The sequence below is a fragment of the Cupriavidus sp. 05N39 genome, assembly GCF_056397325.1.
Genome location: NZ_JBFTNE010000073.1, coordinates 15,702 through 39,037, shown reverse-complemented (window position 1 = coordinate 39,037; position 23,336 = coordinate 15,702). Strand labels below are relative to the sequence as shown.

The following is a 23,336-nucleotide window of genomic DNA, read 5'->3' as shown; positions in this document are numbered from 1 at the left end:
GGCCTTTAGGAGTCCCCATGTTTTCTCGTCGTTACGGCGCGGTCTGGCTGACCGTGCTCGCGTTGCTCGCGCTGGCGGCGCTCGCCGCCATGCAACGGATTTCCCCGGCATGGCTGGCGGCGCCGGTCGCGCTGCTGTTGGTCGGTTTGTACGACATTGGCCAGTCGCGCCACTCCATCCTGCGGAACTATCCGGTCTGGGGCYACCTGCGCTTCTTCTTCGAGTTCATCCGCCCGGAGATCCGCCAGTATTTCATCGAGGACGACACCAACGAGATGCCGTTCTCGCGCCAGCAGCGCAGCCTCGTCTACCAGCGCGCCAAGAACGAGGTCGACAGCCGGCCCTTCGGCACCGAGATCGATGTGCGCCTGGCGGGCCACGAGTGGATCAGCCATTCGCTGGCGCCGACCCGCATCCCCTCCGCCGACTTCCGCATCACCGTGGGCGAGGGCCGCGCCCAGCCTTACTCGTTATCGATCTTCAACGTCTCGGCGATGAGCTTCGGCGCGCTGTCCGGCAACGCGATCCGTTCGCTCAACCGGGGCGCAAAGCTTGGCGGCTTTATCCACGACACCGGCGAAGGCTCGATCTCCCCGTACCACCGCGCCGAAGGCGGCGACCTGATCTGGGAGGTGGCCTCCGGCTACTTTGGTTGCCGCCGCGCGGACGGTGGCTTCGATCCCGACAAGTTCGCCGAGCAGGCGCGCTCGCCCCAGGTCAAGATGATCGAGGTCAAGCTCTCGCAAGGCGCCAAGCCGGGCCATGGCGGCGTACTGCCGGCGGCCAAGGTCACGCCGGAAATTGCCGCCACGCGCGGCATCGCCATGGGCGAGGACTGCATCTCGCCGGCCACGCACAGCGAATTCTCCACGCCGCTGGGCCTGCTGCAGTTCGTCGACCGGCTGCGCACGCTGTCCGGTGGCAAGCCGACCGGGTTCAAGCTCTGCATCGGGCACCCATGGGAGTTCTTCGGTATCGTCAAGGCCATGCTGGAAWCGGGCATCCTGCCGGACTTCATCGTGGTSGACGGCRMSGAAGGCGGYACYGGCGCKGCGCCGCTGGAGTTCRYCGACCAYATCGGCGTTCCGCTGCAGGAGGGGTTGCTGCTGGTCCACAACACGCTGGTCGGCGTGAACCTGCGCGACAAGATCCGCATCGGCGCCAGCGGCAAGATCATTACCGCGTTCGACGTGGCACGCACGCTGGCCACCGGTGCCGACTGGTGCAACTCGGCGCGCGGCTTCATGTTTGCGCTCGGCTGCGTGCAGGCGCAAAAATGCCATACCGACCGCTGCCCCGTGGGCGTGGCCACGCAGGATCCGGTGCGCCAGCGCGCCATCGTGGTGCCGGACAAGGCGGATCGCGTAGCCAGCTTCCACCGCCAGACGCTGCATGCGTTGCTGGAAATCCTGCAGGCAGCCGGCCTGCATCATCCTGCCGATCTCAAGCCGCACCATATCGTGCGGCGTATCTCGCCCAACGAAGTGCGGCTGATGTCCGAACTGCTCAAGTTCCTGACGCCGGGAGACCTGATCAACGGGAATTTCCGCTACCAGCTCTACGAGAAGTATTGGCCGCTGGCGCGCTCCGACAGTTTCTCGATGTAAAGCGCCGCGCTAGCGCGCGGCTTGCGGCGCCGGCAGGCGGGCGCGCCCGTGCTGGCGGAATGCGCTGGGCGCCTGCCCAACATGCTTGGCAAAGAAGCGCGCGAAATACGCGGCATCCGCAAAGCCCAGCGTCGAGGCGATCTGCTTGATATCGAGATCGCTATAGAGCAGATCGCGCTGCGCCTCCACGATCAGGCGCGAATGGATCAGCTGCAGCGCGCTCCTGCCGGCAAGCTGCTGGCAGATGCGGTTGAGCTGGGTGGGCGAGATGCCGAGCGTGTCGGCGTAGCCCGCCAGATCCTGGTGGTTCCGAAAACGAGCCTCCACCAGTTGCTGGAACTGCTGAAAATGGCGTGCGGTCCTGCCTGCCGGCTGCGCCCCGGTTGCACCCGCGCCCGAAGCGCGCCGGGCAATACCCACCAGCAGCAAGGACAGCAGCGCCGACAAGGCCGCGCCGCGCCACAGCGAGACCGCGTTCATCTCCGCACGAAACAGTTCCAGCGCTCCGGCGAGCACGGTGGCGTCATCGCGCTCGCCGCGGGCCGGGTCACCGAACTGGTCGTGGTAGGGCCGCTCGAACAGCGGCAGCGCATCCGGCACGCCAGCCAGCAGCGTGTGCAGGTAGTGATCGGTCATGGTGATCACGATGTCGTTGGAGTTGACCCCGTAGAGCGAGTAGGTCGGGACGGTTTTCATGGGGCAGGGGCGGCACCGGGGTGCCAATTGTCCCGCCAGGGGGCGGATCTGTCCATCCGCGCTGCCGCTTGCCATGGCAGCGCAGCGATGGCTACTGATCCGCCTTGGCGCCCGACTTGCGTACGATCTCGGCCCACTTGTTGCCCTCCGCCACGGTGTAGCGCGCGAACTCGGCGGGGGAGGAACCTACCGGCTCGGCGCCCATGTCGGCGTACTGGCGCTGCACATCGGGCTGCCGCAGCGCCTGCGCGGCGTGGGCCGCCAGCTTCGCCACGATCGGGGCCGGCGTGCCGCGCGGTGCCCATAACCCGTACCAGGTGCTGATATTGAAGCCAGGCAAGCCCGACTCCGCCACCGTGGGCACGTCCGGCAGGGCACGCGCGCGCTTGAGCGTGGTGACGGCCACGGCGCGCAGCTTGCCGGCCTTGATAAACGGCATGGCCGATGGCATGGAATCGAACATCAACTGGATCTGGCCGCCCATCAGGTCGGTCAGCGCGGGCGAGCTGCCCTTGTACGGCACGTGCTGCATCGAGACATTGGCGGCGAACTTGAACGACTCGCCGGCCAGTTGCTGGGCCGACGCATTTCCCGCCGAACCAAAGTTGATGCTGCCACCCTTGGCCTTCRCATAGGCAATCAGGTCCTGCACGGTCTTGACGGGCGAATCGTTGTTGACCACCAGCACCAGTGGCACTTCGGCCAACTGCGTGATGGGCACAAAATCGTGAAACGCGTCGTAGCGCATCTTGGGGTAGATGCTCGGGTTGATCACATGCAGCGAGGCATTGGCGAGAATCGTGTAGCCGTCGGGCGCGGCCTTGGCGACCACTTCCGCGCCGATCATGCCGCTGGCGCCCGGCTTGTTGTCGATCACCACCGTCTGGCCGAGCGTGTCGCCCATCTTGACGCCGACCACGCGCGCCAGCAAGTCGGTTGGCCCGCCCGGCGGGTAAGGCAGCACCATGCGGATGGGGCGTTGCGGGAAATCGTCGGCGGCACGGGTGGGAGATGCGCCCAAGGCGGCAATGGCAGCCGTGGCGAGAGTCGCGAGCAAGACCAGATGGCGTGCGCAACGGCGATGCTTGGTGCGGTGTGTACCGTGTTGCGTGTTCAGGACCCTGAATCGGAATGGCATGAATTTGTCTCCTTGATTTTTATCGCGACTTTGCCGACGATCTGCCTGGCTTCCAGGGCGCCCAGCGCCTCGGCCAGCCCGCTCATCGGGTACACCTTCGACACGGTCGGTCGAATCTTGCCCTCGCTGGCCCAGGCACACAGCGTGCGCATGACGGCCTGCAGCGCAGGCGCATGCTGTGCCCGCTCGTTGGCGGGGGTCCAGCCGATATAGCGGCCAACAAAAAATCCATGCAGCGTCAGGTTCTTCACCAGCAGCAGGTTCAGCGGCGCTTGCGGGATGCGGCCACTGGCAAAGCCGATGCTGAGAATCCGCGCATTGGCAGCGGCCGCGCGCAGCGCCTGGTCGAACAGGTCGCCGCCTACCGGATCCACCACCACGTCGGCACCATGCCCGCCGGTTACGCGCTTGACTGTGGCGGCCAGGTCTTCCGGGGCCAGCGCATGCTGAGCGCCGCGCAGCAGGGCTTCCGCGCGTTTCGATTCGGTGCTGGCGCAGGCGATCACCCGCGCGCCCAACTGGTGGGCGATTTCCACCGCGGCCAGCCCCACGCCGGCGCCGGCGCCGAGCACCAGCACCGTTTCTCCCGGCTGCACGGCGCCGCGCCACACCAGGCCGCAGTAAGCGGTGCCGTAGGAGAGCGGGACCGGCAGGGCTTGCAGCGCGTCAAGCGTATCGGGTATGGGGTAGACGGTGTACTCCGGCAGCGTGACTTCGTCGGCAAAGCAGCCCCAGTCGGCAATGGCCACCACGCGGTCGCCGGGGCGCAGGCGCGTGACGGCCGCGCCGCAAGCCACTACGCGGCCGACCGCCTCGGTGCCGGGCACGAACGGCAACGGCGGCTTGGTCTGGTAGCGTCCCGCGACCATCAGGCCGGTGGCGTGGCTCACGCTGGCATATTCCACGGCAAGCGTGACCGCGTGCGGATCCGCAAGCGCCGGCCGCGGGATGCTCGCCAGGCGGACGTCTTGCGCTTTGCCGAAGTGCTCGCAGAGCAGGGCGCGCATCATGCCGTGGCTCCCGCCGTGTTTTGGCCAGCCAAAGGGCTAGCCTGCCTGACAACACCACACTCCAGCAATCGGGCGAGCTTGTCAGGCGCTATGCCGCATTCGCGCAACACGGCTTCGGTGTGTTCGCCGACACGCGGCGCTGCGGTGGGCACGCGCCGCATGCCCTTGGCCGGGATGCCGGCAAACGGCAGGGTAGCCAGGCCAGGCTGCGCTACCGTCTGGAACGTCTCCTGCTGCGCGGCTTGCGGGTGGTCGAGCACTTGCCGGTAGTCGCGCACCGGCGCATGGAGGATATCGTGCGCCTGAAGGATGCGCAGCCAGTGCCCCGTGCTCTTGCCGGCAAGCACCGCAGCCACGGCGTCCTGCAGCCACGCCGCGTGCGCCATGCGGCTGGCATTGTCGGCAAAGCGCGCATCGTCCGCCCACGCCGGGCGATCCAGCGCCAGGCACAGCCTGCCGAACTGCGCGTTGTTCAGCGCCAGCAAGGTGAGGCTGCCGTCGCTGGTCGCAAACACGCCATTCGGCGCGCTCACCGGCCCGGCGGCCACGGCACCCTGGATGGCGTACTCGAGGATATTGTTGGCCTGCAGCGCTACGCAGGCGTCGAACAGGTTTAGCTCGACATGCGCGCCGAGGCCGCGGCGAAAGCGCCTGCACAAGGCAGCGGCGCAGGCTTGCGCCGCATACAGCCCGGTGGCCGCGTCCGCCAGCAGCATGCCGATGCGGCGCGGCGTGCCGTCGGCCATGCGGTTGGTGTGCATGAGGCCGCTGTCGGCCTGCATCACCGAGTCCGAGGCCGGATAGTCGGCATAGGGGCCGTCCGCGCCGTAGCCGCTGATCGACACATAGACCAGCGCCGGATTGCGCGCGCACAGCGCGGCATAGCCCACGCCGAGCCGCTCGGCAACCTGCGGCCGGAAGTTCTGCACCACGATATCCGCTTGCAGCGCGAGGTCGAATAGCAGCGCCTTGCCGGCGTCGGTGGCCGCATCGATGCAGACGCCGCGCTTGCCTGCGTTGTACGCGATCGACAGCGCGCTGTGCTCCCCGCGCACCACGCCCACATGCCTGCCCCAGTCGCCCGCCGGCGGATCGACCTTGATGACCTCGGCGCCTTGTTGCCAGAGGATATGCGCGCAATACGGGCCCGCAATGCCCTGGCTGATATCCAGGATGCGCAGGCCAGAGAAGGGCAGTTCGTCAACCGCTTCGGATGAAGAGGCGGTAGGTGAAGCTAATGCGGATTGCAGGTCGGTCTGGGCCATCGGCAGGGATCTGAGAGTCGTAAGGTGGCGTCGGATGGCTTATGCTAGGGCGTACTCCTGGCCGTGACAATCCGTCGGCCTGTGCCACCCGTGTTGACTCATGATTGACAATAATCCCAGCTTCGACCTGAACCTGATCCGGCTGTTCGTCACGCTCGTGGAATCCAGAACGCTCACGGCCGCCGCCGCGCGCGGCGGCATGACCCGCTCCAATGTCTCGCGCCGTCTCAAGGCCCTTGAGCAGCATATGGGCGCGCAACTGATGCGGCGCACCACCCGCCATGTGGAGCTGACCGAGGCCGGGCGGCTGCTGTATGCGCACGGCGTTCGCATGCTCGATGAACTGCAGGCGGCGGGCACCTCGATCGACAGCCTTGGCCAGACCGTGCGCGGCGACGTGCGGATCCGCCTGCCCACCGGACTCGGGCATCTCTACCTGGCGCAGGTATTACTGGAATTTGCCCGGCAATACCCGGCCATCTCCTTGCGCGTGCTGATCAACGACTACATCGGCGACCTGATTTCCGCCGAGGTGGATGTGGCGCTGAAGATCACCTCCCTGCCGCCGGAGGACCACGTGGCGCGCAGGATTTGCGGGGTAGGCTGGTGCCTGTGCGCAGCGCCGGCCTTCCTGGCTGAGCATGGGCCAGTGAGCCGCGCCGAGGATCTTGGCCATTGCGACCTGATTGCGCCGGCATCGCTCGGGCGGCGCTTTGATCTCAAGCTGAGACTGGCCGGCACGCCGCTGATCCTGCGGGTCGCCCCGCGCATCCAGTCCGGCGATTATCCCTTCCTGTTCGAGTCGATGATGGCTGGGCTTGGCGTTGCTCTGTTGCCGCGCTATGCGGTGTGGCAGCAGATCGGCCGCGGCGAAGTGGTGGAGGTGTTGCCCGAATACGAACCCGAAGGCGTGGGCGACAGCATTTACATGCTGACGGCGCCGAACCGGTTTCCCACGCTGGCCACCCGCACCCTGATGGATTTCATCCGGGCGCGGCTGGAGAGCCAGGCGGGCAACTGGGTTGGGCGTGGGGCCGGTGGGGAGGCCGCGGCCGCTCGATAGGTTGGCGGCTCACACCAGCGAACGTGCACCGGATGGGTTGCCCTGCTGGCGCCTTGCGGCGCCCAGGAAGGCCGGCGCCACGCCAGATCCGCCTGCCGGCGGCGTCGCGCAGCGCCGGCAGGCGGATCTGGCGTGGCGAGCGGCGGATGCGGTGGCGCGGGCGAACATAACATGGAGGTCCTGGCGGAACTGGGCCTGGCCGGGGATGCGATCTTGCGCTGGCACGCCACAGGCGTGGTCAGGTCCGCTTCCCCGGCATCGCCCGGGTGACTGGCATGACTAACGCCGGCGCTGACGCGCCGGCGTAGCTCTGCGGTCCTCTTACTGCGGGCCCAGCTTCTTGATCAGCGCGTCCAGCATCGCCAGTTCCTGCTCGTCCAGATCGGTCAGCGGCGCGCGGACCGGGCCGGCGTCGTGCCCGACCAGCTTGGCGCCGGCCTTGACGATGCTCACCGCGTAGCCTGCGCGGCGGTTGCGGATGTCCAAGTAGGGCAGGAAGAACTCGTCGATCAGGCGGTTGGTGGTGGCGTGGTCGTCGGCCGCGATCGCGCGGTAGAAGTCCATCGCCGTCTTGGGGATGAAGTTGAACACGGCCGAGGAGTACACCGGCACGCCCAGCGCCTTGTAGGCAGCGGCATAGACTTCGGCGGTGGGCAGGCCACCCAGGTAAGACAGGCGGTCGCCCAGCTTGCGGCGGATACGTACCATGTTCTCGATCTCGCCCACGCCGTCCTTGAAACCGATCAGGTTGGGGCAGCGGTCCGCCAGGCGTTCCAGCATTTCCGCGTTGATGCGGGAGTTGCCGCGGTTGTAGACGATCACGCCGATATGAACCGACTTGCAGACTTCCTCGATATGGTTGGCAATGCCTTCCTGGCAGGCTTCGGTGAGGTAGTGCGGCAGCAGCAGGATGCCCTTGGCGCCGAGACGCTGGGCTTCCTTGGCGTAGGCAATGGCCATGCGGGTAGGTCCGCCGGCGCCGGCCAGGATCGGCACCTTGCCCGCACAGGTTTCCACGGCGGTGCGGATCACATTGGAATAGTCGTCCGGCGTCAGCGAGAAGAACTCGCCGGTGCCGCCGGCGGCGAACAGGGCCGTGGCGCCGTAGGGGGCCAGCCATTCGAGGCGCTCGACGTAGGTCTCGGGACGGAAGTTGCCTTGCGCGTCGAAGTCGGTCACGGGGAAGGAGAGCAGGCCTTGCGAGACGATCTGCTTGAGTTCTTGTGGTGTGGTCATGGTGGCTGGTCCTGAGCGCCGCAAGGGCAGGGTTTAGGGCAGTGGCTCTGGTGCTTTCCGGAGGTCCGCACATTTTCGAGATACGTCATCGTACAAGTAGGCTGGCGATTGTGCAAGTGGATTTGTTTGGCACCAGCAGGGCGCCGCACGAAATCCCGATGGCCTGCCCATGAGCGCCGGGGTCATGGCAAAACGCTGCAAAATACCTGGGCCGGCCTGAAAGCTGCTTGAAAGCTAGCTTCGAACAGCGTGCGGCCGACATACCGTTGAACGCGCAACAAGAGCGCGCATCGATTTTCCACAAACACTTCACCTCGGGTAAACACTGAATGCTGCGTGAGAAACCCGTTGCCTATAATCCGAGTCATACGACGACATATCACGCGGCCATGAAAGCTTCGGGATGGCCGGTAGCCGGATAAGGGTGCCGCCCATATCCGTCGCGGCCGGCGCCGGAGACCCCATGAATCCAAGCAATACCCTCAGCGTGGCCGGGCAGGCCACCCGCCGCAGCAATGTCCGCTACTGGATCCTGCTGATGATCTTTGTGGTGACGACGGTGAACTACGCCGACCGCGCCACGCTTTCCATCACCGGTCCCGCGATGCGGGCGGAGTTCGGCTTCGACGCCGTGCAGATGGGCTTTATCTTCTCGGCTTTCAGCTGGGCTTATGTGATGGCGCAGATCCCCGGCGGCTGGCTGCTCGACCGCTTCGGCGCCCGCCGCATCTATGCCTGCAGCATCTTCCTGTGGTCGTTATTCACGCTGCTGCAGGGCTTTATCGGCGCGTTCGCCACGGTTGGCGCTGCCGTCACCACGCTGTTCGTACTGCGTTTCGCGGTGGGCCTGGCCGAGTCGCCGGCGTTTCCGGCCAATGCCAAGGTGGTTGCCAGCTGGTTTCCCACGGCCGAGCGCGGCACGGCTTCGGCCATCTTCAATTCCGCCCAGTACTTTGCCGCGGTGCTCTTCACGCCGCTGATGGCCTGGCTGACCCACGCGCTGGGCTGGCACCATGTCTATCTGTGGATGGGCGCGCTGGGCATGGTGCTGGCCGGCCTCTGGCTCAAGGTGGTGCGCAGCCCGGCTACCCATCCGGGGGTGAACCGCGCCGAGCTGGAGCATATCCGGCAGGGCGGCGGCCTTGTCGAGATGAGCGGCGACGCCGGCAAGAAGGAGCAGGAACCCGCGGGCGCCCGCTGGTTCTATGTGCGCCAGTTGCTGTCCAACCGCATGCTGCTGGGTGTGTACCTGGGCCAGTATTGCATCAACGTGCTGACGTACTTCTTCCTGACGTGGTTCCCGGTGTACCTGGTGCAGGCGCGCGGCATGTCGATCCTGAAGGCGGGCTTCGTCGCGTCGCTGCCGGCCATTTGCGGCTTCCTCGGCGGCGTGCTGGGCGGCGTGATGTCCGACGGCTTCCTGCGCCGCGGCTATTCGCTGACGGTGGCCCGCAAGGTGCCGATCGTCGCCGGCATGCTGCTGTCGGTCAGCATGGTGGCCTGCAATTATGTGGATAGCGAATGGCTGGTGGTGGGCTTCATGGCACTGGCCTTCTTCGGCAAGGGCATCGGCGCGCTGGGCTGGGCCGTGGTGGCGGATACGGCACCGAAGGAAGTGATCGGCCTGGCCGGCAGCATCTTCAATATGTTCGGCAATATCGCGGGTATCGTAACGCCAATCGTGATCGGTTATATCCTTGCCACCACCGGTTCCTTCAATGGCGCGCTGGTGTTCGTCGGCGCCAACGCGCTGGTGACAGTGATCAGCTACCTGGTGATCGTCAAGGAAATCAAGCGCGTAGAACTCAAGCATCCCTGATGGCCATGCCGTGTTGCGTGGCCAGGCTACCGGAAGCGTTTCGCAAGGAAAGAGAACATGTCGGTTATCGATATCAAAGTAGAGCAAGTAGGGCAGTCCGCCGGTTCGCAGCCTGGCACGCAGGCGCAAGGCACCCCGCTGTATATCCGCATCCATGAGCTGGATAACGTGGCCATCGTCGCCAACGATGGCGGCCTGCCGGCGGGAACCGTGTTTCCCTGCGGACTGACGCTGCGCGAGCGGGTACCCCAGGGCCACAAGGTGGCGCTGGCGGACCTGGCGGCCGGCGATGCGGTGGTGCGCTACAACGTGGTGATCGGTTATGCGCTGCATGACCTGCCAAGGGGAAGCTGGGTCAATGAGCGAGTGATCGAGATGCCGGTGGCGCCCGGACTGGACGACTTGCCCATCGGCACCCGCGTGACGGCGCCGCTGCCGCCGCTGGARGGCTACACCTTCGAAGGTTTCCGCAATCCGGATGGCTCCGTCGGCACCCGCAACATCCTCGCCATCACCACGACCGTGCAATGCGTGTCGGGCGTGGTGGAGCATGCCGTGCGCCGCATCAAGGCCGAGTTGCTGCCGAAGTACCCCAATGTGGATGACGTGGTGGGCCTGGAGCATACCTATGGCTGCGGCGTGGCCATCGATGCGCCGGATGCCATCGTGCCGATCCGCACGCTGCGCAATATCGCCCTCAACCCCAACTTCGGCGGCACCGCGATGATGGTGAGCCTGGGTTGCGAGAAACTGCAGCCCGAACGCCTGATGCCGCCCGGCACCATGYCGGTACAGACCGGCGCGGGCAGCGTGGAGGTTGGCGTGGTGTGCCTGCAGGACGACCAGCATGTGGGCTTCGAGAGCATGATCGACGCCATCATGGCCATGGCGCACACCCATCTGGCCAGGCTCGACCAGCGCCGCCGCGAAACCTGCCCGGCCTCCGAACTGGTGGTTGGCGTGCAATGCGGTGGCAGCGATGCATTCTCCGGCGTGACCGCCAATCCCGCCGTGGGGTTTGCCACGGACCTGCTGGTGCGCGCGGGCGCCACCGTGATGTTCTCGGAAGTCACCGAGGTGCGCGACGGCATCGACCAGCTCACCGCGCGTGCCGCCACGCCGGAAGTGGCGCAGGCGATGATCCGCGAGATGGACTGGTACGACCGCTACCTGGAAAAAGGCCGCGTCGACCGCAGCGCCAATACCACGCCGGGCAACAAGAAGGGCGGTTTGTCCAATATCGTCGAGAAGGCGATGGGCTCGATCGTCAAGTCGGGCAGCACCGCCATCACCGGCGTGCTCTCACCCGGTGAAAAGCTCAGGCAGAAGGGTCTGATCTACGCCGCCACGCCGGCCAGCGACTTTATCTGCGGCACCCTGCAACTGGCCGCGGGCATGAACCTGCATGTGTTCACCACCGGCCGCGGCACGCCGTACGGCCTGGCCGAAGTGCCGGTGATCAAAGTCGCCACCCGCAGCGATCTCGCACGCCGCTGGCACGACCTGATGGACGTGAATGCGGGCCGCATCGCCACTGGCGAAGCCACCATCGAGGACGTGGGCTGGGAGCTGTTCCGGCTGATGCTGGATGTAGCGAGCGGCCGCAAGAAGACCTGGGCCGAACACCATAAACTGCACAATTCGCTGGCGCTGTTCAATCCGGCGCCAGTGACCTGAGCGAAGGGCGCTCCGGGACATCCGGGCGGGCGGCGGCTATCTGTCAGCCAAACCAATTCGCTGGGCAATTCGGTCGATTCGCTTTATGACTCGAAACCCAGCGATTTGCTTTATTTTTGTGCCATTGGACTCACTTCAATCCCGTGTTAGTGGCCTGAAACCGGCAAGCCAGGCTTCAGCCAATGAGATCGGCACCTGTCGTAAGGACAATCTTCCCAAAGTGTGTGCCGGAATCGATCAGTTCGTGAGCGCCGCGAGCGTCGGCAAGCGCAAAGGTCTTGTAGACAACCGGCTTGATCTTGCCGCTCTCGATGTGCGGCCAGACCTGCCGCTCCAGTTCATTGATGATGGCCGCCTTGTCCGCGGATGTGCGCGATCGCAATGTCGAGCCCATATGCGTCAGACGCTTCGTCAACATCGGCAAGACGTTGAGATCCTTCGCCGGCCCCTTGATCACGCCCACCTGGAGGATCCGTCCGTCCATGGCTGCGGCGTCATAGTTTCTAGCCACGTAGTCGCCGGCAATGATGTCGAGGATCACGTCGACGCCTCTTCCATCGGTAAACCGCTTCGCCTCGGTGACGAAATCTTCCTCGCGGTAATCTATCGCGAGGTCTGCACCTAGCTCCAGGCTTGCCTCCCGATGCGCCTGCGAGCCAACTGTCGTGATGATTTTCGCTGCGCCGAAAGCCTTCGCCAGCATGGTCGCCGTGGTACCGATACCTGACGCGCCGCCATGGATCAACACCGATTCGCCGGCAACCAGCTTGCCGCGCTGGAACAGGTTCAGCCATACCGTCATGAACGTTTCGGGCATTGCCCCCGCTTCCACCAACGTCAGGCCTTTGGGGATATGCATCGTGTTGCAGGCGTGCGCGACTGCATATTCTGCGTAGCCCCCACCGGGAATCAATGCACACACCAGTTCGCCGATCCGGAATTGGGACACGTCGGGGCCAACGGCAACCACTTGACCTGCCACTTCCAGCCCTGGAATGTCCGAAGCGCCGGGGGGCGGATCATACAGCCCTTTGCGCTGGAAAACGTCTGGACCGTTCACGGCAGCTGCGTGGATGCGGATCAGAACCTGATCGGCGGCCGGCATCGGCACCGCGCGCATGGTCGGAACCAGGACCTCAGGACCGCCGGGCTGTTTGATCTCAACGGCCGTCATGGACGGCGGCACATGATAAGTTGAAGCAGACATGGATACCAATCCTTCTATAGATGAGGCTCGATTGATCCGGGCGGATCATTGAACGAGGAACTCTTGCGTTCAGTTTAGGCCTCGACGCTGATGAATATGTGCAGCATTATTCAATCTGACAGATGCAAATTTGCATCATGAGGGCGGCACGATGAACTGGGATGACGCGCGAGTGTTTCTCGCGGTGGAGCGCGAAAAAACGCTCCGTGGAGCGGCCAGGACGCTCAACCTCGATCAGGCGACGGTCGGCAGACGGATCGCGGCACTAGAGCATGCCCTACGTGCAACGCTCTTCCTGCGCACCTCTGGGGGTTACGCGTTGACCGCCGCAGGCGAGGCCGCGTTGAGATCGGCGGAGAAAATGGAACACTCCGCACACGAACTCGTCAGACGAACTCAAGGCACGGATACACGGCTTGCGGGGGACGTAAGAGTCACCAGCACCGACTCGATTGCGCTCGAATTCCTGCTTCCCGCCATCGAACGCCTGCATGCTGCGCATCCCGAAGTGCGCATCCTGCTGGACACGTCGACGCGCATGCTAAATCTGGCAAAGCGTGAAGCGGATATCGCGGTCCGGTCAGTCAGGCCGGAAAATCCCGATCTAGTCGCGCGGCGCCTGGCTCGCTGGCCCATGGCGCTCTTTGCATCGAATGCTTATCTCGAGCGCCACGGCAAGCCCGCTGCTGGCTCCGCCTTCGCGGGCCACGATCTTGTCTGCTATCAGGGAAACTGGACCGGTAATCGATCACCGACGCTTGCTGGCGAACCGATACACGCGGGGCGCATCGTATCGACCTTCAATTCCAGCCTCATGCTGCGTACCGCGGTAAAGGCAGGCCTCGGCATCGGTGAGCTTCCGATCCATCTGGCTGAACACGACGGCCTCGTGCAGGTATGGCCGGAACCCGCACGTGGGGCGGTCTACGAAATCTGGCTCGTCACGCATCAAGACCTTCGGCATACCGCGCGCATCACAGCAATGATTGACGGCATCGTCTCCGCGTTCGAAGATCACACAACCCACACAAAATGGTCGCGCACGACTTAGCTGCGGCTGCTGCGTGTCGCGCTACCTGCCCGAGCGGCCGATTTATGCGGAATGTCAGCCGTTCAATGCGAGCCGCAGCCGGGCCCATTCAAGTCGGTCAGGTCGCTGGTGCCACGGATAACGGCCTCTTTGAGGCCGACGACCTCAATTGCCTGATCTTTACCGCCATCACTGCGCACTAACTCGAACAGCCGCAGCTTGTGCCAGGCACGTCGCCAACTTCGATGATGTGCTGTTGCGAGTACTTGTTGCCGCTCGCTGGCGCGTCGAATGCGGCGATACGCTTCTCCTGCGCAAGTGTGATCGTCGAAGCGAGAAGCGACTATCGGGACCAGTGTCCCGGTTGCTTTACATTACCCGGGGATCAACCTTAAATGAGGAAGGATTCGGCCCCTCCCAGCCTTCCTCAAGCCAGCCGGCAGCCGCTTTTCCCCCTTCAGTCCGCCATGCCGTCCTCCCTGGAGACATGACGCCGGAGACGGATCAAGCCGTGCTTTGTGGCACCTTGCCGGTAACGCGGCCGAACCCGTAGCCGGGGATTCCGTCGCGAGGTGCATCATGGCTGATCTGTCCAGCGAGCTGGTCGAAGGCTTGAAGTCGAAATTGAGAGGCCAGGCGCTGCAGCCTGGCGATGCGGGCTATGACGAGGCCCGCAGCATCTGGAACGCCATGATTGACCGGCGCCCCGGGCTCRTCGTCCAAAGCGCGGGCGCAGCCGATGTCATGCATACCGTGGCGTTCGCGCGAGACAACGGCCTGCTGCTCTCGGTACGCGCCGGTGGCCATAATATCGGCGGCCTGGCGATATGCGAGGGCGGGATCACGCTGGACCTGTCTGCCATGAAGTCGGTGCGAATCGACCCTACCGCGCTGCGCGCCTATGTCGAGCCTGGCGCGACGCTTGGCGATTTCGACCACGAGGCCCAGGCCTTTGGCCTCGCCACGCCGCTGGGCATCAACTCGACTACCGGTGTGGCCGGCCTGACGCTGGGCGGCGGCTTTGGCTGGATCAGCCGGAAGTACGGTTTGTCGGTCGACAACCTCGTCGGGGCGCAGGTCGTCACCGCCGACGGCAAGCTGGTGCGCGCCAGCGCCTCCGAGCATGCCGACCTGTTCTGGGCCATCCGCGGCGGCGGCGGCAATTTTGGCGTGGTCACGCTGTTCGAGTTCGCGCTGCATCCGGTCGGCCCGGAAGTGTTCGGTGGCCTGATCGTTTATCCCTTGTCACAGGCAGCTACGGTCTTGCAGGCACTGCGCGACCGTTTCGCCGGCATGCCGGACGAACTGACCGTCTGGGCCGTGATGCGGCTGGCGCCGCCCCTGCCGTTCCTCCCGCCCGAAGCGCATGGGAAGCCCATCGTGGCGCTGGCTATCTGCTATATCGGGCCGGTGGCGGACGGGCCGCGACTGGCCGAGCCCCTGCGGAAACTGGGCACGCCCTACGGCGAGCACGTAGGGCCCATGCCATTCACCGCGTGGCAGCAGGCGTTCGATCCCTTGCTGACGCCCGGCGCCCGCAATTACTGGAAATCGCACAACTTCGCCGGGCTCGACGACGGCCTGATCACGCTGCTGACGGACTACATCAACAAGCTGCCTTCCCCGCACACAGAGATATTCATCGGCTCGCTGGGCGGCCAGACCAACCGGGTGGCGGTGGATGCCACGGCCTATCCCAGCCGCGATGYCAACTTCGTCATGAACGTGCACGGACGCTGGACCGACCCGGCCGACGACGATGCCTGCATCGCCTGGTCGCGCGAGGTCTTCCAGGCGGCGGCGCCGTACGCGCAGGGCTCGGTGTACGTCAACTTCCTGACGCAGGAAGAGGGCGATCGCGTTGGCGCGGCCTACGGGCCGAACTACGCGCGGCTGGCCGACGTCAAGCGCAGGTACGATCCCGACAACCTGTTCCGCCACAACCAGAACATCAAGCCTGCGTAGCGGGGGGAACCTGGCCTTGCCGCCGGCTCGCCGCCGACAGCATGGCCGACCGCCAAAGGGGTTCCGCGGGCCTGCGTCTGGCAGACGACGCAGTAGCGCTCCGTCAGGCGCAGCAGGGTCTAGACCTGCTCGACCGGAGCGTCCGTATCCAGTTCAAGACGCAGCCGGATCGCCTGAAAACCCACGGCAGTTTCCTTGCTCACGCCAAGCGTGCCGCGGAAATCGAGGTCGCCTTCCACGAGCACGCGCGCATCGCGCAGCGCGACCGAGGCGGCCTCGGGGTGCTCGAGGTACTCGGAGCCTGGATGGTACGGAATTGGTCGGCGTTCATGGATAGTCTCCTCGCGTTTGGCATTGCCCATGGCCTTGGCGGGCTTTGATGCCGGTCAAATCAACCGCGCCCCCGGCCACGCCCCCGACATCACGATATTCCGCACCGACTGCCTGACCGTCTGCATGATGTCCCACAACTCAGGCACCGGCGTGCGGTTTCGCGCGGTGGCAAGCGCCACCTGCCGCGTCACCACCGGATCCACCAGCCGCGCCGAATGCAACCGACCTTGCGCCACGCGGTCGGCCACCGCGGCAAAGGGCAGCAGGGTGGCGCCGCAGCCATCTTCCACCAGCCGCATCGATACGGTATTGGAGGCATCGCATTCCAGCGCCAGTTGCAGGCTCGTGCCGGCCCTGGCCGCCAGCGACTCGGCCAGTACGCGCAGGCCGTGTCCGGTGCTGGGCAGGATCAGCGGCACTTCGCCCAGCCGGCGCACCGGAAAGGTGGGGCCGAGATGGCTCCACGAGGTTGGCGTGACCAGGGTCAGGTCTTCTTCCAGCAGGATGTCGACCTTCAGCGCGCCTTGCTGCTCGGGCAGATAGAGCAGAGCGACGTCGATCTCGCCCGCCGCCAGCCAGGCCAGCAACGGGCTCGCCAACCCTTCGACAAAGCGAACCCTGGTGGCGGGAAAGCGCTGCTTGAGCGCGGTGCCGATGCTGGCGAACGCAGTGTTGGCAATGGTAGGCTGCGCCGCGATCACCAACTGCGCCGGACCCTGCGCCGACGACGCGCGAATGGCTTCGCGCGCTTCCGCCAGCGTGGCCGCTACCTGGCGCGCGTAGACGATCAGGGTCTGGCCGGCTTCGGTCAGCACCACGCCGCGCCCGCTGCGGTGGAACAGGCGGGTGTCCAGCGCCGCTTCCAGCCGGGCGATCTGTCGGCTGACGGTGGACTGGTCCGCGCCCATTTCAAGCGCCGCGCGCGAGATGCTTTGCGTGTTGGCGACGCAGACGAAGCAGGCGAGGTCCTCGGAGTTGAGCGCGGTCATGCGGTGTGTGCGGGCAAGTTCAGGCCTTGGCGGCGGGCTTGTCGCCGATGGCGTGCCCGGACATGTGTTCCAGCGCCCGCACCAGGCCGGAATGGTCCCATCTGGCGCCGCCAAGCGCGCCGCACACATTGAACAGTTGCTGGCACGAGGCGGTATTCGGCAGGCTCACGCCCAGCTTGTGCGCGGTCGACAGCGCCAGGTTGAGGTCCTTCTGGTGCAGTTCGATGCGGAAGCCCGGATCGAAGGTGCGCTTGATCATCCGCTCGCCATGCACTTCCAGGATGCGCGAGCTGGCAAAGCCGCCCATCAGCGCTTCGCGCACGCGGGCCGGGTCGGCGCCTGCCTTGGCGGCCAGCACCAGGGCCTCGCCCACGGCCTCGATGGTCAGCGCGACGATCACCTGGTTCGCCACCTTGGCCACCTGCCCGTCGCCCACGCCGCCCACCAGCGTGATGTTCTTGCCCATCAGTTGCAGCAACGGCAGCACGCGGTCGAACACGGTCTGCTTGCCGCCGGCCATGATCGACAGCGTGGCGGCCCTGGCGCCGACTTCGCCGCCGGAGACGGGGCCGTCCACGTAGTCGCAGCCGAGCGCTTCGATTCTTCCGGCGAAGACGCGCGTTTCTATCGGAGAAATGGAACTCATGTCGACCACGACCTTGCCTTTGGAGAGGCCTTGCGCCACGCCGTTTTCACCAAACAGCACGCGCTCCACGTCGGGCGTGTCGGGCAGYATCAGGAAGATCACATCGCTCTGCCGCGCCACTTCGGTGGCATTGGCGCAGGCCTGGGCGCCGGCATCGAGCAGGGCCTTTGGCGGCCCGCTGCGGGAGTGGACATAGAGCGTATTGCCGCCGGCCAGCAGGTGTTGCGCCATGGGCGTGCCCATCACGCCCAGTCCGATAAATCCGATCTTGCTCATGTCAGTCCCCTCGTCTGTCGTCTGTCGTACGTTGGGGCCGCGCGCGGCGCGGCTTCGGGCGGATGCCGCGCCTAGCCGGCGAAGCGATCGCGCAGCGCCTGCGTGGCGCTGCGGAAGATATTCTGGTCCAGGCCCACCGCCACGAAGCTCGCGCCCATATCCAGGTAGCGGCGCGCATCGGCTTCCACCGGCGTCAGCGTGCCGACCGCCTYGCCCGCTCGATTGGCGGCGTCAAAGATGCGCGCCACCTGCGCCTGCACCTCGGGATGGTTGGGGTTGCCGAGATGGCCGCAGGCTGCAGCCAGGTCCGACGGGCCGATAAAGATGCCGTCCACGCCTTCCACGGCGCAGATGGCATCGGCGGCATCGACGCCTTTCCGGCTTTCGATCTGTACCAGCACGCAGATATTGTCGTTGATCTGGCTGAAGTACTCCGGCACGGTGCCGTAGCGGTTACTGCGCTGGACCATCGACACGCCGCGCACACCGGCCGGCGGGTAGYGGGTGGCGCTGACGGCGCGCCCGGCCTGTTCGGCGCTTTCGACAAAGGGAATCAGGAAATTATAGAAACCGATGTCCAGCAGGCGCTTCATCACCACCGGATCGTTTACCGGCGGGCGCACCACAGGCGCGCTCACGCTGCCTTGCAGCGCCATCAGCTGCGGAATAAAGGTGAGCACATCGTTGGGCGAGTGCTCGCCGTCGAGCAGCAGCCAGTCGAAGCCGGCCAGGCCGAGGATCTCGGTGGTAGTGGGATTGCCCAGCGAGCACCAGCAGCCGATCACGCGCTTGCGCGCGAGGATGTCGGCACGGAAGCGGTTGGGCAGCGGGGAGGGCAAGTTCGAATTCGGCAGCGTTGACATGTCGTTTAGTGTTCCTGTTTATTGAGGCGCGGCGCGCGATAGCGGATGGGGGCTGCGTCAGCCGGTGATGCCGATCTGCCACGGCGCGAACTCATGGTCGCCCAGGCCGAGCAACTCGCTCTTGGTGCGCTGGCCGGAGGCCGCCGCCAGGATCCGCGCGAAGATGTGTTCGCCCATGCTCTGGATGGTAGCGGTACCGTCGAGGATCTCGCCGCAATTGATGTCCATGTCTTCTTCCAGGCGCTGGTACATCGGCGAGTTGGTGGCGAGCTTGAGCGATGGCACCGGCTTGGYGCCGAACATGGAGCCGCGCCCGGTGGTGAAGCAGATCAGGTTGGCGCCGCTGGCGATCTGCCCGGTGGCCGATACAGGGTCGAAACCGGGCGAGTCCATGAAGACGAAGCCCTTTTGCGTGATCGGTTCGGCGTAGCGATACACGCCCATCAGCGGGCCGGTGCCGCCCTTCATCGACGACCCCAGTGATTTCTCGAAGATATTGGCCAGCCCGCCGGCCTGGTTGCCGGGGCTGACGCGGCCATTGATCTGCACATCGCGGCCGGCGGCGTAGCTATCCTTCCACCAGCGGATGCGCTCGACCAGCTTCTCGCCCACCTCGCGGCTGGCCGCGCGGCGCGTCAGCGTGTGCTCGACGCCATAGATCTCCGGCGTTTCCGACAGGATGGCCGTGCCGCCGTGGCGCACCAGGATGTCCATGGCCGCGCCCAGCGCCGGGTTGGCCGTGATCGACGAAAAGCTGTCCGAACCGCCGCATTGCAGGCCGATGCTGATGTGGCTGGCCGGCACCGGCTGGCGTACGGCCCGGTTGGCATCCGGCAGCAGTGCCTGCACCGCGGCCACGCCGGCGGCGATGGTCTTGCGGGTGCCGCCGGTGTCCTGCATGGTGAACGCATGCAGCCGGGGCCCGGGCTCCAGTCCTTCGGCCTTCAGCAGCGCATTGATCTGGTTGCGTTCGCAGCCCAGCCCGACCACCAGCACGGCTGCCAGGTTGGGGTGGCGCATATAGCCGGCCAGGGTCCGCTGCAGCATGGCCATCGGCTCGCCGCTCATCTCCATGCCGCAGCCGGTGCTGTGGGCGAAGGCCACCACGCCGTCCACGTTGGGATAGTCGGCCAGCCGCTCGGGCGTGAACCATTCGGCGATCTTGTGCACCACGGTGGCCGAGCAGTTGACGGTGGCGACCACGCCGATAAAGTTGCGCGTGGCCACGCGGCCATCCTCGCGCACGATGCCGTCGAAGGTGGCTCGTTCCGCTTCGGGCAGCAGCGCTACCGGCACGAAGTCGCGCGCATGGGCGTAGTCGCGGTCGAACTCGCGGAACTCGATATTGTGTCCGGATACCAGCGCGCCCGGCGCAATGTCGGCACCGGCAAAGCCGATCGTGGTGTTGTACTTGAGGATGGGCTCGCCCCTGGCGATGGCGCGCGCCGCGATCTTGTACCCGGCCGGCACCTGGCTGCGGATGCTGAACGCCTCGCCGGGCACTGGCGTGCCGATGCTGAGTTCGGTACGCGCGATCAGTACGTTGTCCTGCGCGTGCAGGCGGATCACCGGGGCGGCGGGTTGGGTAGCGGACACGTTATCTCCTGGGGGCTTCTTCGCGATTGGATATGGCGTGGCCTTTCGTTGCCGCCCGCCGCTGGTGCGGCAGGCGTCGAGGCCATCGTTGTTGCCGGTTCCCGGCGGGCCGCCGCGGCGGCCCTGGCGCAGCCTCAGCGTGCGCCGCTGACGATCTGCTTGGCAAAGCTGGCGCGTTCCATCTCCACGACTTCCACGCTGACCTGCACGCTGTCTTCGGCGTCGCCCGGCCGTACGGCTTCGGCGATGACGTCGCAGACCGCCTTGCTGAGCGCCTGGCGCACCGCCAGTTCGCGGCCGTCCAGGATGTGCAGGCGCGCATGCACGAAGGCGCGTTCGCGTGCTTCGGTGCCCTGGCGGAAGGAAGTCAGCGTAATGCAGCGCGACTTGATGTCGGGTTCGTTGAACTGGCCGGATGCCAGCAACGCGGCATTGGCTTCGTCCAGCAGTTCCTCCTGCGAGCAGGTCAGGCGCGTGTTTTCGGTGATTTCGATAATTAGGTGCGGCATGGTGGCTAGGCCTTGGGTTGTCGGTTTATCGCCCGGAACAGGGCGGATCAGTCCACCGCCAGCCGCGATAGCGGGCCGGGCGATTTCCCTCGCGCGGCCTGCACGCGTGCCGCGGCATCGTCGAGCTGGGCGAGCGTTCCGCTGTCCACGGGCATGAACGCCGCGCGGGCGCGGCGCCATGCGCGCTCGGGCTCGCCGGGCAGGAGGATGGCATCGGTGCCGGGCTGCAGTTGCGAGGACCGCAGCCAGTCGACGAAGGCCTGCACCTCATGGCCAAAGGTGGTGCTGCTGCCCAGGCGCGCCGGGTCGAACACGATGGCCAGCATATTGTTCCAGACCGCATGCTCGTGGGTCAGGGTCTCCGGGCGGATGGTGTGGCCGCCCGTCACGGCAGCGCCCAGCAGTTCGCACATGACCGCCAGCACATAGCCCTTGTGCTCGCCGAAGGCGCGCAGCGCGCCTTGCGGATCGCCTGCGGGCGGGAACATCACGGCGGGGTCGTCGGTGGGCTGGCCTTGCGCATCCAGCAGGCAGCCCGGCGGCACCGGCACGCCCTTGTTGTTGGCCACGCGCACCTTGCCCAGCGCGATCGCACTGGTGGCGAAGTCCATCACCAGCGGCTCGGCGCCGGCCACCGGCACGCCGATGGTGAACGGGTTGGTGCCATAGCGGGCCTCGTAGCCTCCGTGCGGGGCCACGATCGGCTTGGACAACACGTTGACGAAGTGGATGGAGATCATGCCGGCCGCGGTGGCCTGCTCGGCCCAGTGCCCGACCCGGCCCAGATGGTGCGAGCGGCGCAGGCCCAGCACGCATACGCCGTGCTCGCGCGCGCGTTCGATCGCCAGGCCCATGGCCTCCTCGGTCACCGCCTGGCCCATGCCGCGGTTGCCGTCCAGGCTCAGGATGCCGCCGGCCTCGTGCACCACGCTCACGTGCTGGTTCAGCTGGAGCTGCTCGCCCAGCCAGGACAGCACGTACTTGGGGATCATGCCGACGCCGTGGGAATCGTGGCCGGACAGGTTGGCGCCGACCAGGTGATCGGCGGTGAGGCGGGCCTCGCGCGCGTCGGAACCGGCGGCGAGCCAGAGATCGACTACCCACTGGTGGAGGGCGGCGGTCGGAATGCGGTGTTCACTCATGGGCTTCGGGGGGGAAGAGGGAAGGGGTCACAGGCAAAATCAATTGGCCATCATAAGCCGCCGGGCCCCGCTTGGGTACCCGGCAAGGCACGCGAGCCATGCGCTGGCGTCATTCCGGCCGGATATTCGCGGTCTTGATCAGTTGCGCCCATTTGGCCACTTCGCTCTTCTGGAAAGCGCCCAGTTCGGCCGGGCCCGCGCCGGACGGCTCGATCCCCAGCGCGGCGAGGCGGGCGCGCATGTCGGGTTCCTGGATGATCTTGCCTATGTCGGTGGCAAGGCGGTTGACGATGGGCGCGGGCGTGCCGGCGGGGGCGAACACGGCTTGCCAGGAAACAATCTCGTAGCCCTGCAGTTTCGGCCCGCCGGCCTCGGCCACCGTTGGCACGTCCGGCAACTCACGCGCGCGCTTGGCGGCGGTGGTGGCCAGGGCGCGGAATTTGCCGGACTGGATCATCGGCATGGCGGCCACGCTGTTTTCGAACAGCACGTCCACCTGGTTGCCCAGTAGCGCCTGCACTGCCGGGCTGCTGCCTTTGAATGGCACATGGAGCAGCTTGACGCCTGCCATGTTGGCGAACAATTCGCCGGCGAGGTGCTGCGAGGTGCCATTACCCGCCGAGCCGAAGGAGACCGTACCGGGCTTGGCCCTGGCCGCCGCAATCACGTCCTGCACGTTCTTCCACGGGCTGTTGGCATTGACCACCAGCAGGTTGGGCAGTGTGCCGATCAGGGCCACCGGCTGGAAATTCCTGATCGGGTCGTAGGGCATCTTCGGGTACAGGCTCACATTGATCGCGTGCGAGCTGATGGTGCCGCCCACCAGGGTGTAGCCGTCAGGCGCCGCCTTGGCCACGTAGTCCGAGCCGATATTGCCGCCCGCGCCGGCCCGGTTTTCCACCACCACCGGCTGGCCGATCATCTGCGACAGGCGCTGGCCGATCAGGCGCCCCAGCACGTCAGTGGTGCCGCCCGCGGCGAAGGGCACGACGTAGTTGACCGGCCTGGTCGGCCACGCGTCCTGCGCATACGCCGGCAGGACGCTGGCCAGGGTGCCCAGCGCGGTAAGTGCGGCCAGTGCGCAGGTCCAAAGCCTGGCGAAGCGGCGGGAAGGCTGGAGTGACTGGCCGGGTTGCGGGCGCATGGGCATATCTGGGTCTCCTGATCGTTTTTGTCGAAGCCATCTTCCTTTCCGCTGCCTCGCCGCACCGCCATGCATGGGCAAGGGACGCGGGGGCAGGGCGAGATCGCCTGGCAACAATCTACACG

At 66.0% G+C, this 23,336-nt stretch carries 19 protein-coding genes and 1 pseudogene; 6 read left to right on the top strand and 14 right to left on the bottom strand.

Annotation, left to right across the window (positions count from 1 at the left end):
* The first annotated feature begins 17 nt into the window (after positions 1-17).
* Positions 18-1,607 (top strand): FMN-binding glutamate synthase family protein, encoded by a 1,590-nt coding sequence (locus AC1DN0_RS28720; protein WP_477146190.1) that lies wholly within the window; start codon positions 18-20, stop codon positions 1,605-1,607.
* Between the two features lie 9 nt (positions 1,608-1,616).
* On the opposite strand, the gene AC1DN0_RS28715 is transcribed toward AC1DN0_RS28720, so the two are convergent.
* From AC1DN0_RS28715 to AC1DN0_RS28700, 4 genes are all read right to left on the bottom strand, one after another.
* Positions 1,617-2,303: a helix-turn-helix domain-containing protein gene (locus tag AC1DN0_RS28715; protein ID WP_477146189.1), complete on the bottom strand. Its 687-nt coding sequence runs from the start codon at positions 2,301-2,303 to the stop codon at positions 1,617-1,619.
* Between the two features lie 91 nt (positions 2,304-2,394).
* Positions 2,395-3,441 carry a tripartite tricarboxylate transporter substrate binding protein gene (locus tag AC1DN0_RS28710; protein WP_477146188.1) on the bottom strand — a complete coding sequence of 349 codons (1,047 nt, stop codon included), beginning with the start codon at positions 3,439-3,441 and terminating at the stop codon, positions 2,395-2,397.
* The gene (locus AC1DN0_RS28705) at positions 3,417-4,448 is read right to left on the bottom strand and encodes an NADPH:quinone oxidoreductase family protein (RefSeq protein WP_441636725.1); all 1,032 of its coding nucleotides are present in this window, start codon (positions 4,446-4,448) and stop codon (positions 3,417-3,419) included. The genes AC1DN0_RS28710 and AC1DN0_RS28705 overlap by 25 nt, the downstream gene beginning before the upstream one ends.
* Positions 4,448-5,716 (bottom strand): CaiB/BaiF CoA transferase family protein, encoded by a 1,269-nt coding sequence (locus tag AC1DN0_RS28700; protein WP_477102075.1) that lies wholly within the window; start codon positions 5,714-5,716, stop codon positions 4,448-4,450. Before AC1DN0_RS28700 ends, AC1DN0_RS28705 begins: the two co-directional genes overlap by 1 nt.
* A gap of 100 nt (positions 5,717-5,816) precedes the next feature.
* On the opposite strand from AC1DN0_RS28700, the gene AC1DN0_RS28695 reads away from it, so the two are divergent.
* Positions 5,817-6,779, top strand: a complete 963-nt coding sequence (locus tag AC1DN0_RS28695) for a LysR family transcriptional regulator (protein ID WP_441636723.1) — start codon at positions 5,817-5,819, stop codon at positions 6,777-6,779.
* A gap of 321 nt (positions 6,780-7,100) precedes the next feature.
* Here AC1DN0_RS28695 and kdgD read toward each other — a convergent pair whose 3' ends face one another.
* The gene (gene kdgD, locus AC1DN0_RS28690) at positions 7,101-8,015 is read right to left on the bottom strand and encodes a 5-dehydro-4-deoxyglucarate dehydratase (protein ID WP_441636065.1); all 915 of its coding nucleotides are present in this window, start codon (positions 8,013-8,015) and stop codon (positions 7,101-7,103) included.
* Positions 8,016-8,478: 463 nt separating this feature from the next.
* On the opposite strand from kdgD, the gene AC1DN0_RS28685 reads away from it, so the two are divergent.
* On the top strand, positions 8,479-9,834 hold the full coding sequence (locus AC1DN0_RS28685) for an MFS transporter (RefSeq protein ID WP_441636067.1): 1,356 nt from the start codon (positions 8,479-8,481) through the stop codon (positions 9,832-9,834).
* A 57-nt stretch (positions 9,835-9,891) separates the two neighbouring features.
* Positions 9,892-11,511, top strand: a complete 1,620-nt coding sequence (garD, locus tag AC1DN0_RS28680; RefSeq protein WP_477146187.1) for a galactarate dehydratase — start codon at positions 9,892-9,894, stop codon at positions 11,509-11,511.
* Between the two features lie 175 nt (positions 11,512-11,686).
* Here the strand turns inward: garD and AC1DN0_RS28675 are convergent, their stop codons facing one another.
* Positions 11,687-12,718 carry an NAD(P)H-quinone oxidoreductase gene (locus tag AC1DN0_RS28675; protein WP_441636071.1) on the bottom strand — a complete coding sequence of 344 codons (1,032 nt, stop codon included), beginning with the start codon at positions 12,716-12,718 and terminating at the stop codon, positions 11,687-11,689.
* Between the two features lie 151 nt (positions 12,719-12,869).
* On the opposite strand from AC1DN0_RS28675, the gene AC1DN0_RS28670 reads away from it, so the two are divergent.
* Positions 12,870-13,769, top strand: a complete 900-nt coding sequence (locus AC1DN0_RS28670; protein ID WP_441636073.1) for a LysR family transcriptional regulator — start codon at positions 12,870-12,872, stop codon at positions 13,767-13,769.
* Positions 13,770-14,327: 558 nt separating this feature from the next.
* Complete coding sequence (locus tag AC1DN0_RS28665; RefSeq protein ID WP_477146186.1) at positions 14,328-15,713, top strand: FAD-binding oxidoreductase; 1,386 nt, start codon at positions 14,328-14,330, stop codon at positions 15,711-15,713.
* Between the two features lie 119 nt (positions 15,714-15,832).
* Here AC1DN0_RS28665 and AC1DN0_RS28660 read toward each other — a convergent pair whose 3' ends face one another.
* From AC1DN0_RS28660 to AC1DN0_RS28625, 8 genes and pseudogenes are all read right to left on the bottom strand, one after another.
* On the bottom strand, positions 15,833-16,075 hold the full coding sequence (locus AC1DN0_RS28660) for a hypothetical protein (RefSeq protein WP_441636077.1): 243 nt from the start codon (positions 16,073-16,075) through the stop codon (positions 15,833-15,835).
* Between the two features lie 24 nt (positions 16,076-16,099).
* Positions 16,100-17,035 (bottom strand): LysR family transcriptional regulator, encoded by a 936-nt coding sequence (locus AC1DN0_RS28655; protein WP_035861286.1) that lies wholly within the window; start codon positions 17,033-17,035, stop codon positions 16,100-16,102.
* Between the two features lie 19 nt (positions 17,036-17,054).
* Positions 17,055-17,981 (bottom strand): annotated as a pseudogene (locus tag AC1DN0_RS28650) (2-hydroxy-3-oxopropionate reductase); the annotation flags it as partial.
* A 47-nt stretch (positions 17,982-18,028) separates the two neighbouring features.
* Positions 18,029-18,820 carry a 2-dehydro-3-deoxyglucarate aldolase gene (gene garL, locus AC1DN0_RS28645; RefSeq protein WP_477146185.1) on the bottom strand — a complete coding sequence of 264 codons (792 nt, stop codon included), beginning with the start codon at positions 18,818-18,820 and terminating at the stop codon, positions 18,029-18,031.
* Positions 18,821-18,877: 57 nt separating this feature from the next.
* Positions 18,878-20,416, bottom strand: coding sequence for a UxaA family hydrolase (locus tag AC1DN0_RS28640; RefSeq protein WP_477146184.1), 1,539 nt, complete (start codon positions 20,414-20,416; stop codon positions 18,878-18,880).
* A 134-nt stretch (positions 20,417-20,550) separates the two neighbouring features.
* On the bottom strand, positions 20,551-20,925 hold the full coding sequence (locus AC1DN0_RS28635; RefSeq protein WP_441636083.1) for a 5-carboxymethyl-2-hydroxymuconate Delta-isomerase: 375 nt from the start codon (positions 20,923-20,925) through the stop codon (positions 20,551-20,553).
* A 47-nt stretch (positions 20,926-20,972) separates the two neighbouring features.
* Positions 20,973-22,067 carry a malate/lactate/ureidoglycolate dehydrogenase gene (locus AC1DN0_RS28630; protein WP_441636085.1) on the bottom strand — a complete coding sequence of 365 codons (1,095 nt, stop codon included), beginning with the start codon at positions 22,065-22,067 and terminating at the stop codon, positions 20,973-20,975.
* Between the two features lie 109 nt (positions 22,068-22,176).
* Positions 22,177-23,211 carry a Bug family tripartite tricarboxylate transporter substrate binding protein gene (locus tag AC1DN0_RS28625; protein WP_477144187.1) on the bottom strand — a complete coding sequence of 345 codons (1,035 nt, stop codon included), beginning with the start codon at positions 23,209-23,211 and terminating at the stop codon, positions 22,177-22,179.
* Between the last annotated feature and the right edge of the window lie 125 nt (positions 23,212-23,336).

Bases quoted from the DNA above. Each gene is read 5' to 3' on its own strand.
- AC1DN0_RS28660 (WP_441636077.1), bottom strand. From the start codon at position 16,075: ATGGGCAATGCCAAACGCGAGGAGACTATCCATGAACGCCGACCAATT.
- AC1DN0_RS28625 (WP_477144187.1), bottom strand. From the start codon at position 23,211: ATGCGCCCGCAACCCGGCCAGTCACTCCAGCCTTCCCGCCGCTTCGCC.
- AC1DN0_RS28630 (WP_441636085.1), bottom strand. From the start codon at position 22,067: ATGAGTGAACACCGCATTCCGACCGCCGCCCTCCACCAGTGGGTAGTC.
- AC1DN0_RS28705 (WP_441636725.1), bottom strand. From the start codon at position 4,448: ATGCGCGCCCTGCTCTGCGAGCACTTCGGCAAAGCGCAAGACGTCCGC.
- AC1DN0_RS28670 (WP_441636073.1), top strand. From the start codon at position 12,870: ATGAACTGGGATGACGCGCGAGTGTTTCTCGCGGTGGAGCGCGAAAAA.
- AC1DN0_RS28635 (WP_441636083.1), bottom strand. From the start codon at position 20,925: ATGCCGCACCTAATTATCGAAATCACCGAAAACACGCGCCTGACCTGC.
- AC1DN0_RS28675 (WP_441636071.1), bottom strand. From the start codon at position 12,718: ATGTCTGCTTCAACTTATCATGTGCCGCCGTCCATGACGGCCGTTGAG.
- AC1DN0_RS28655 (WP_035861286.1), bottom strand. From the start codon at position 17,035: ATGACCGCGCTCAACTCCGAGGACCTCGCCTGCTTCGTCTGCGTCGCC.
- AC1DN0_RS28695 (WP_441636723.1), top strand. From the start codon at position 5,817: ATGATTGACAATAATCCCAGCTTCGACCTGAACCTGATCCGGCTGTTC.
- AC1DN0_RS28700 (WP_477102075.1), bottom strand. From the start codon at position 5,716: ATGGCCCAGACCGACCTGCAATCCGCATTAGCTTCACCTACCGCCTCT.
- AC1DN0_RS28715 (WP_477146189.1), bottom strand. From the start codon at position 2,303: ATGAAAACCGTCCCGACCTACTCGCTCTACGGGGTCAACTCCAACGAC.
- kdgD (WP_441636065.1), bottom strand. From the start codon at position 8,015: ATGACCACACCACAAGAACTCAAGCAGATCGTCTCGCAAGGCCTGCTC.
- AC1DN0_RS28685 (WP_441636067.1), top strand. From the start codon at position 8,479: ATGAATCCAAGCAATACCCTCAGCGTGGCCGGGCAGGCCACCCGCCGC.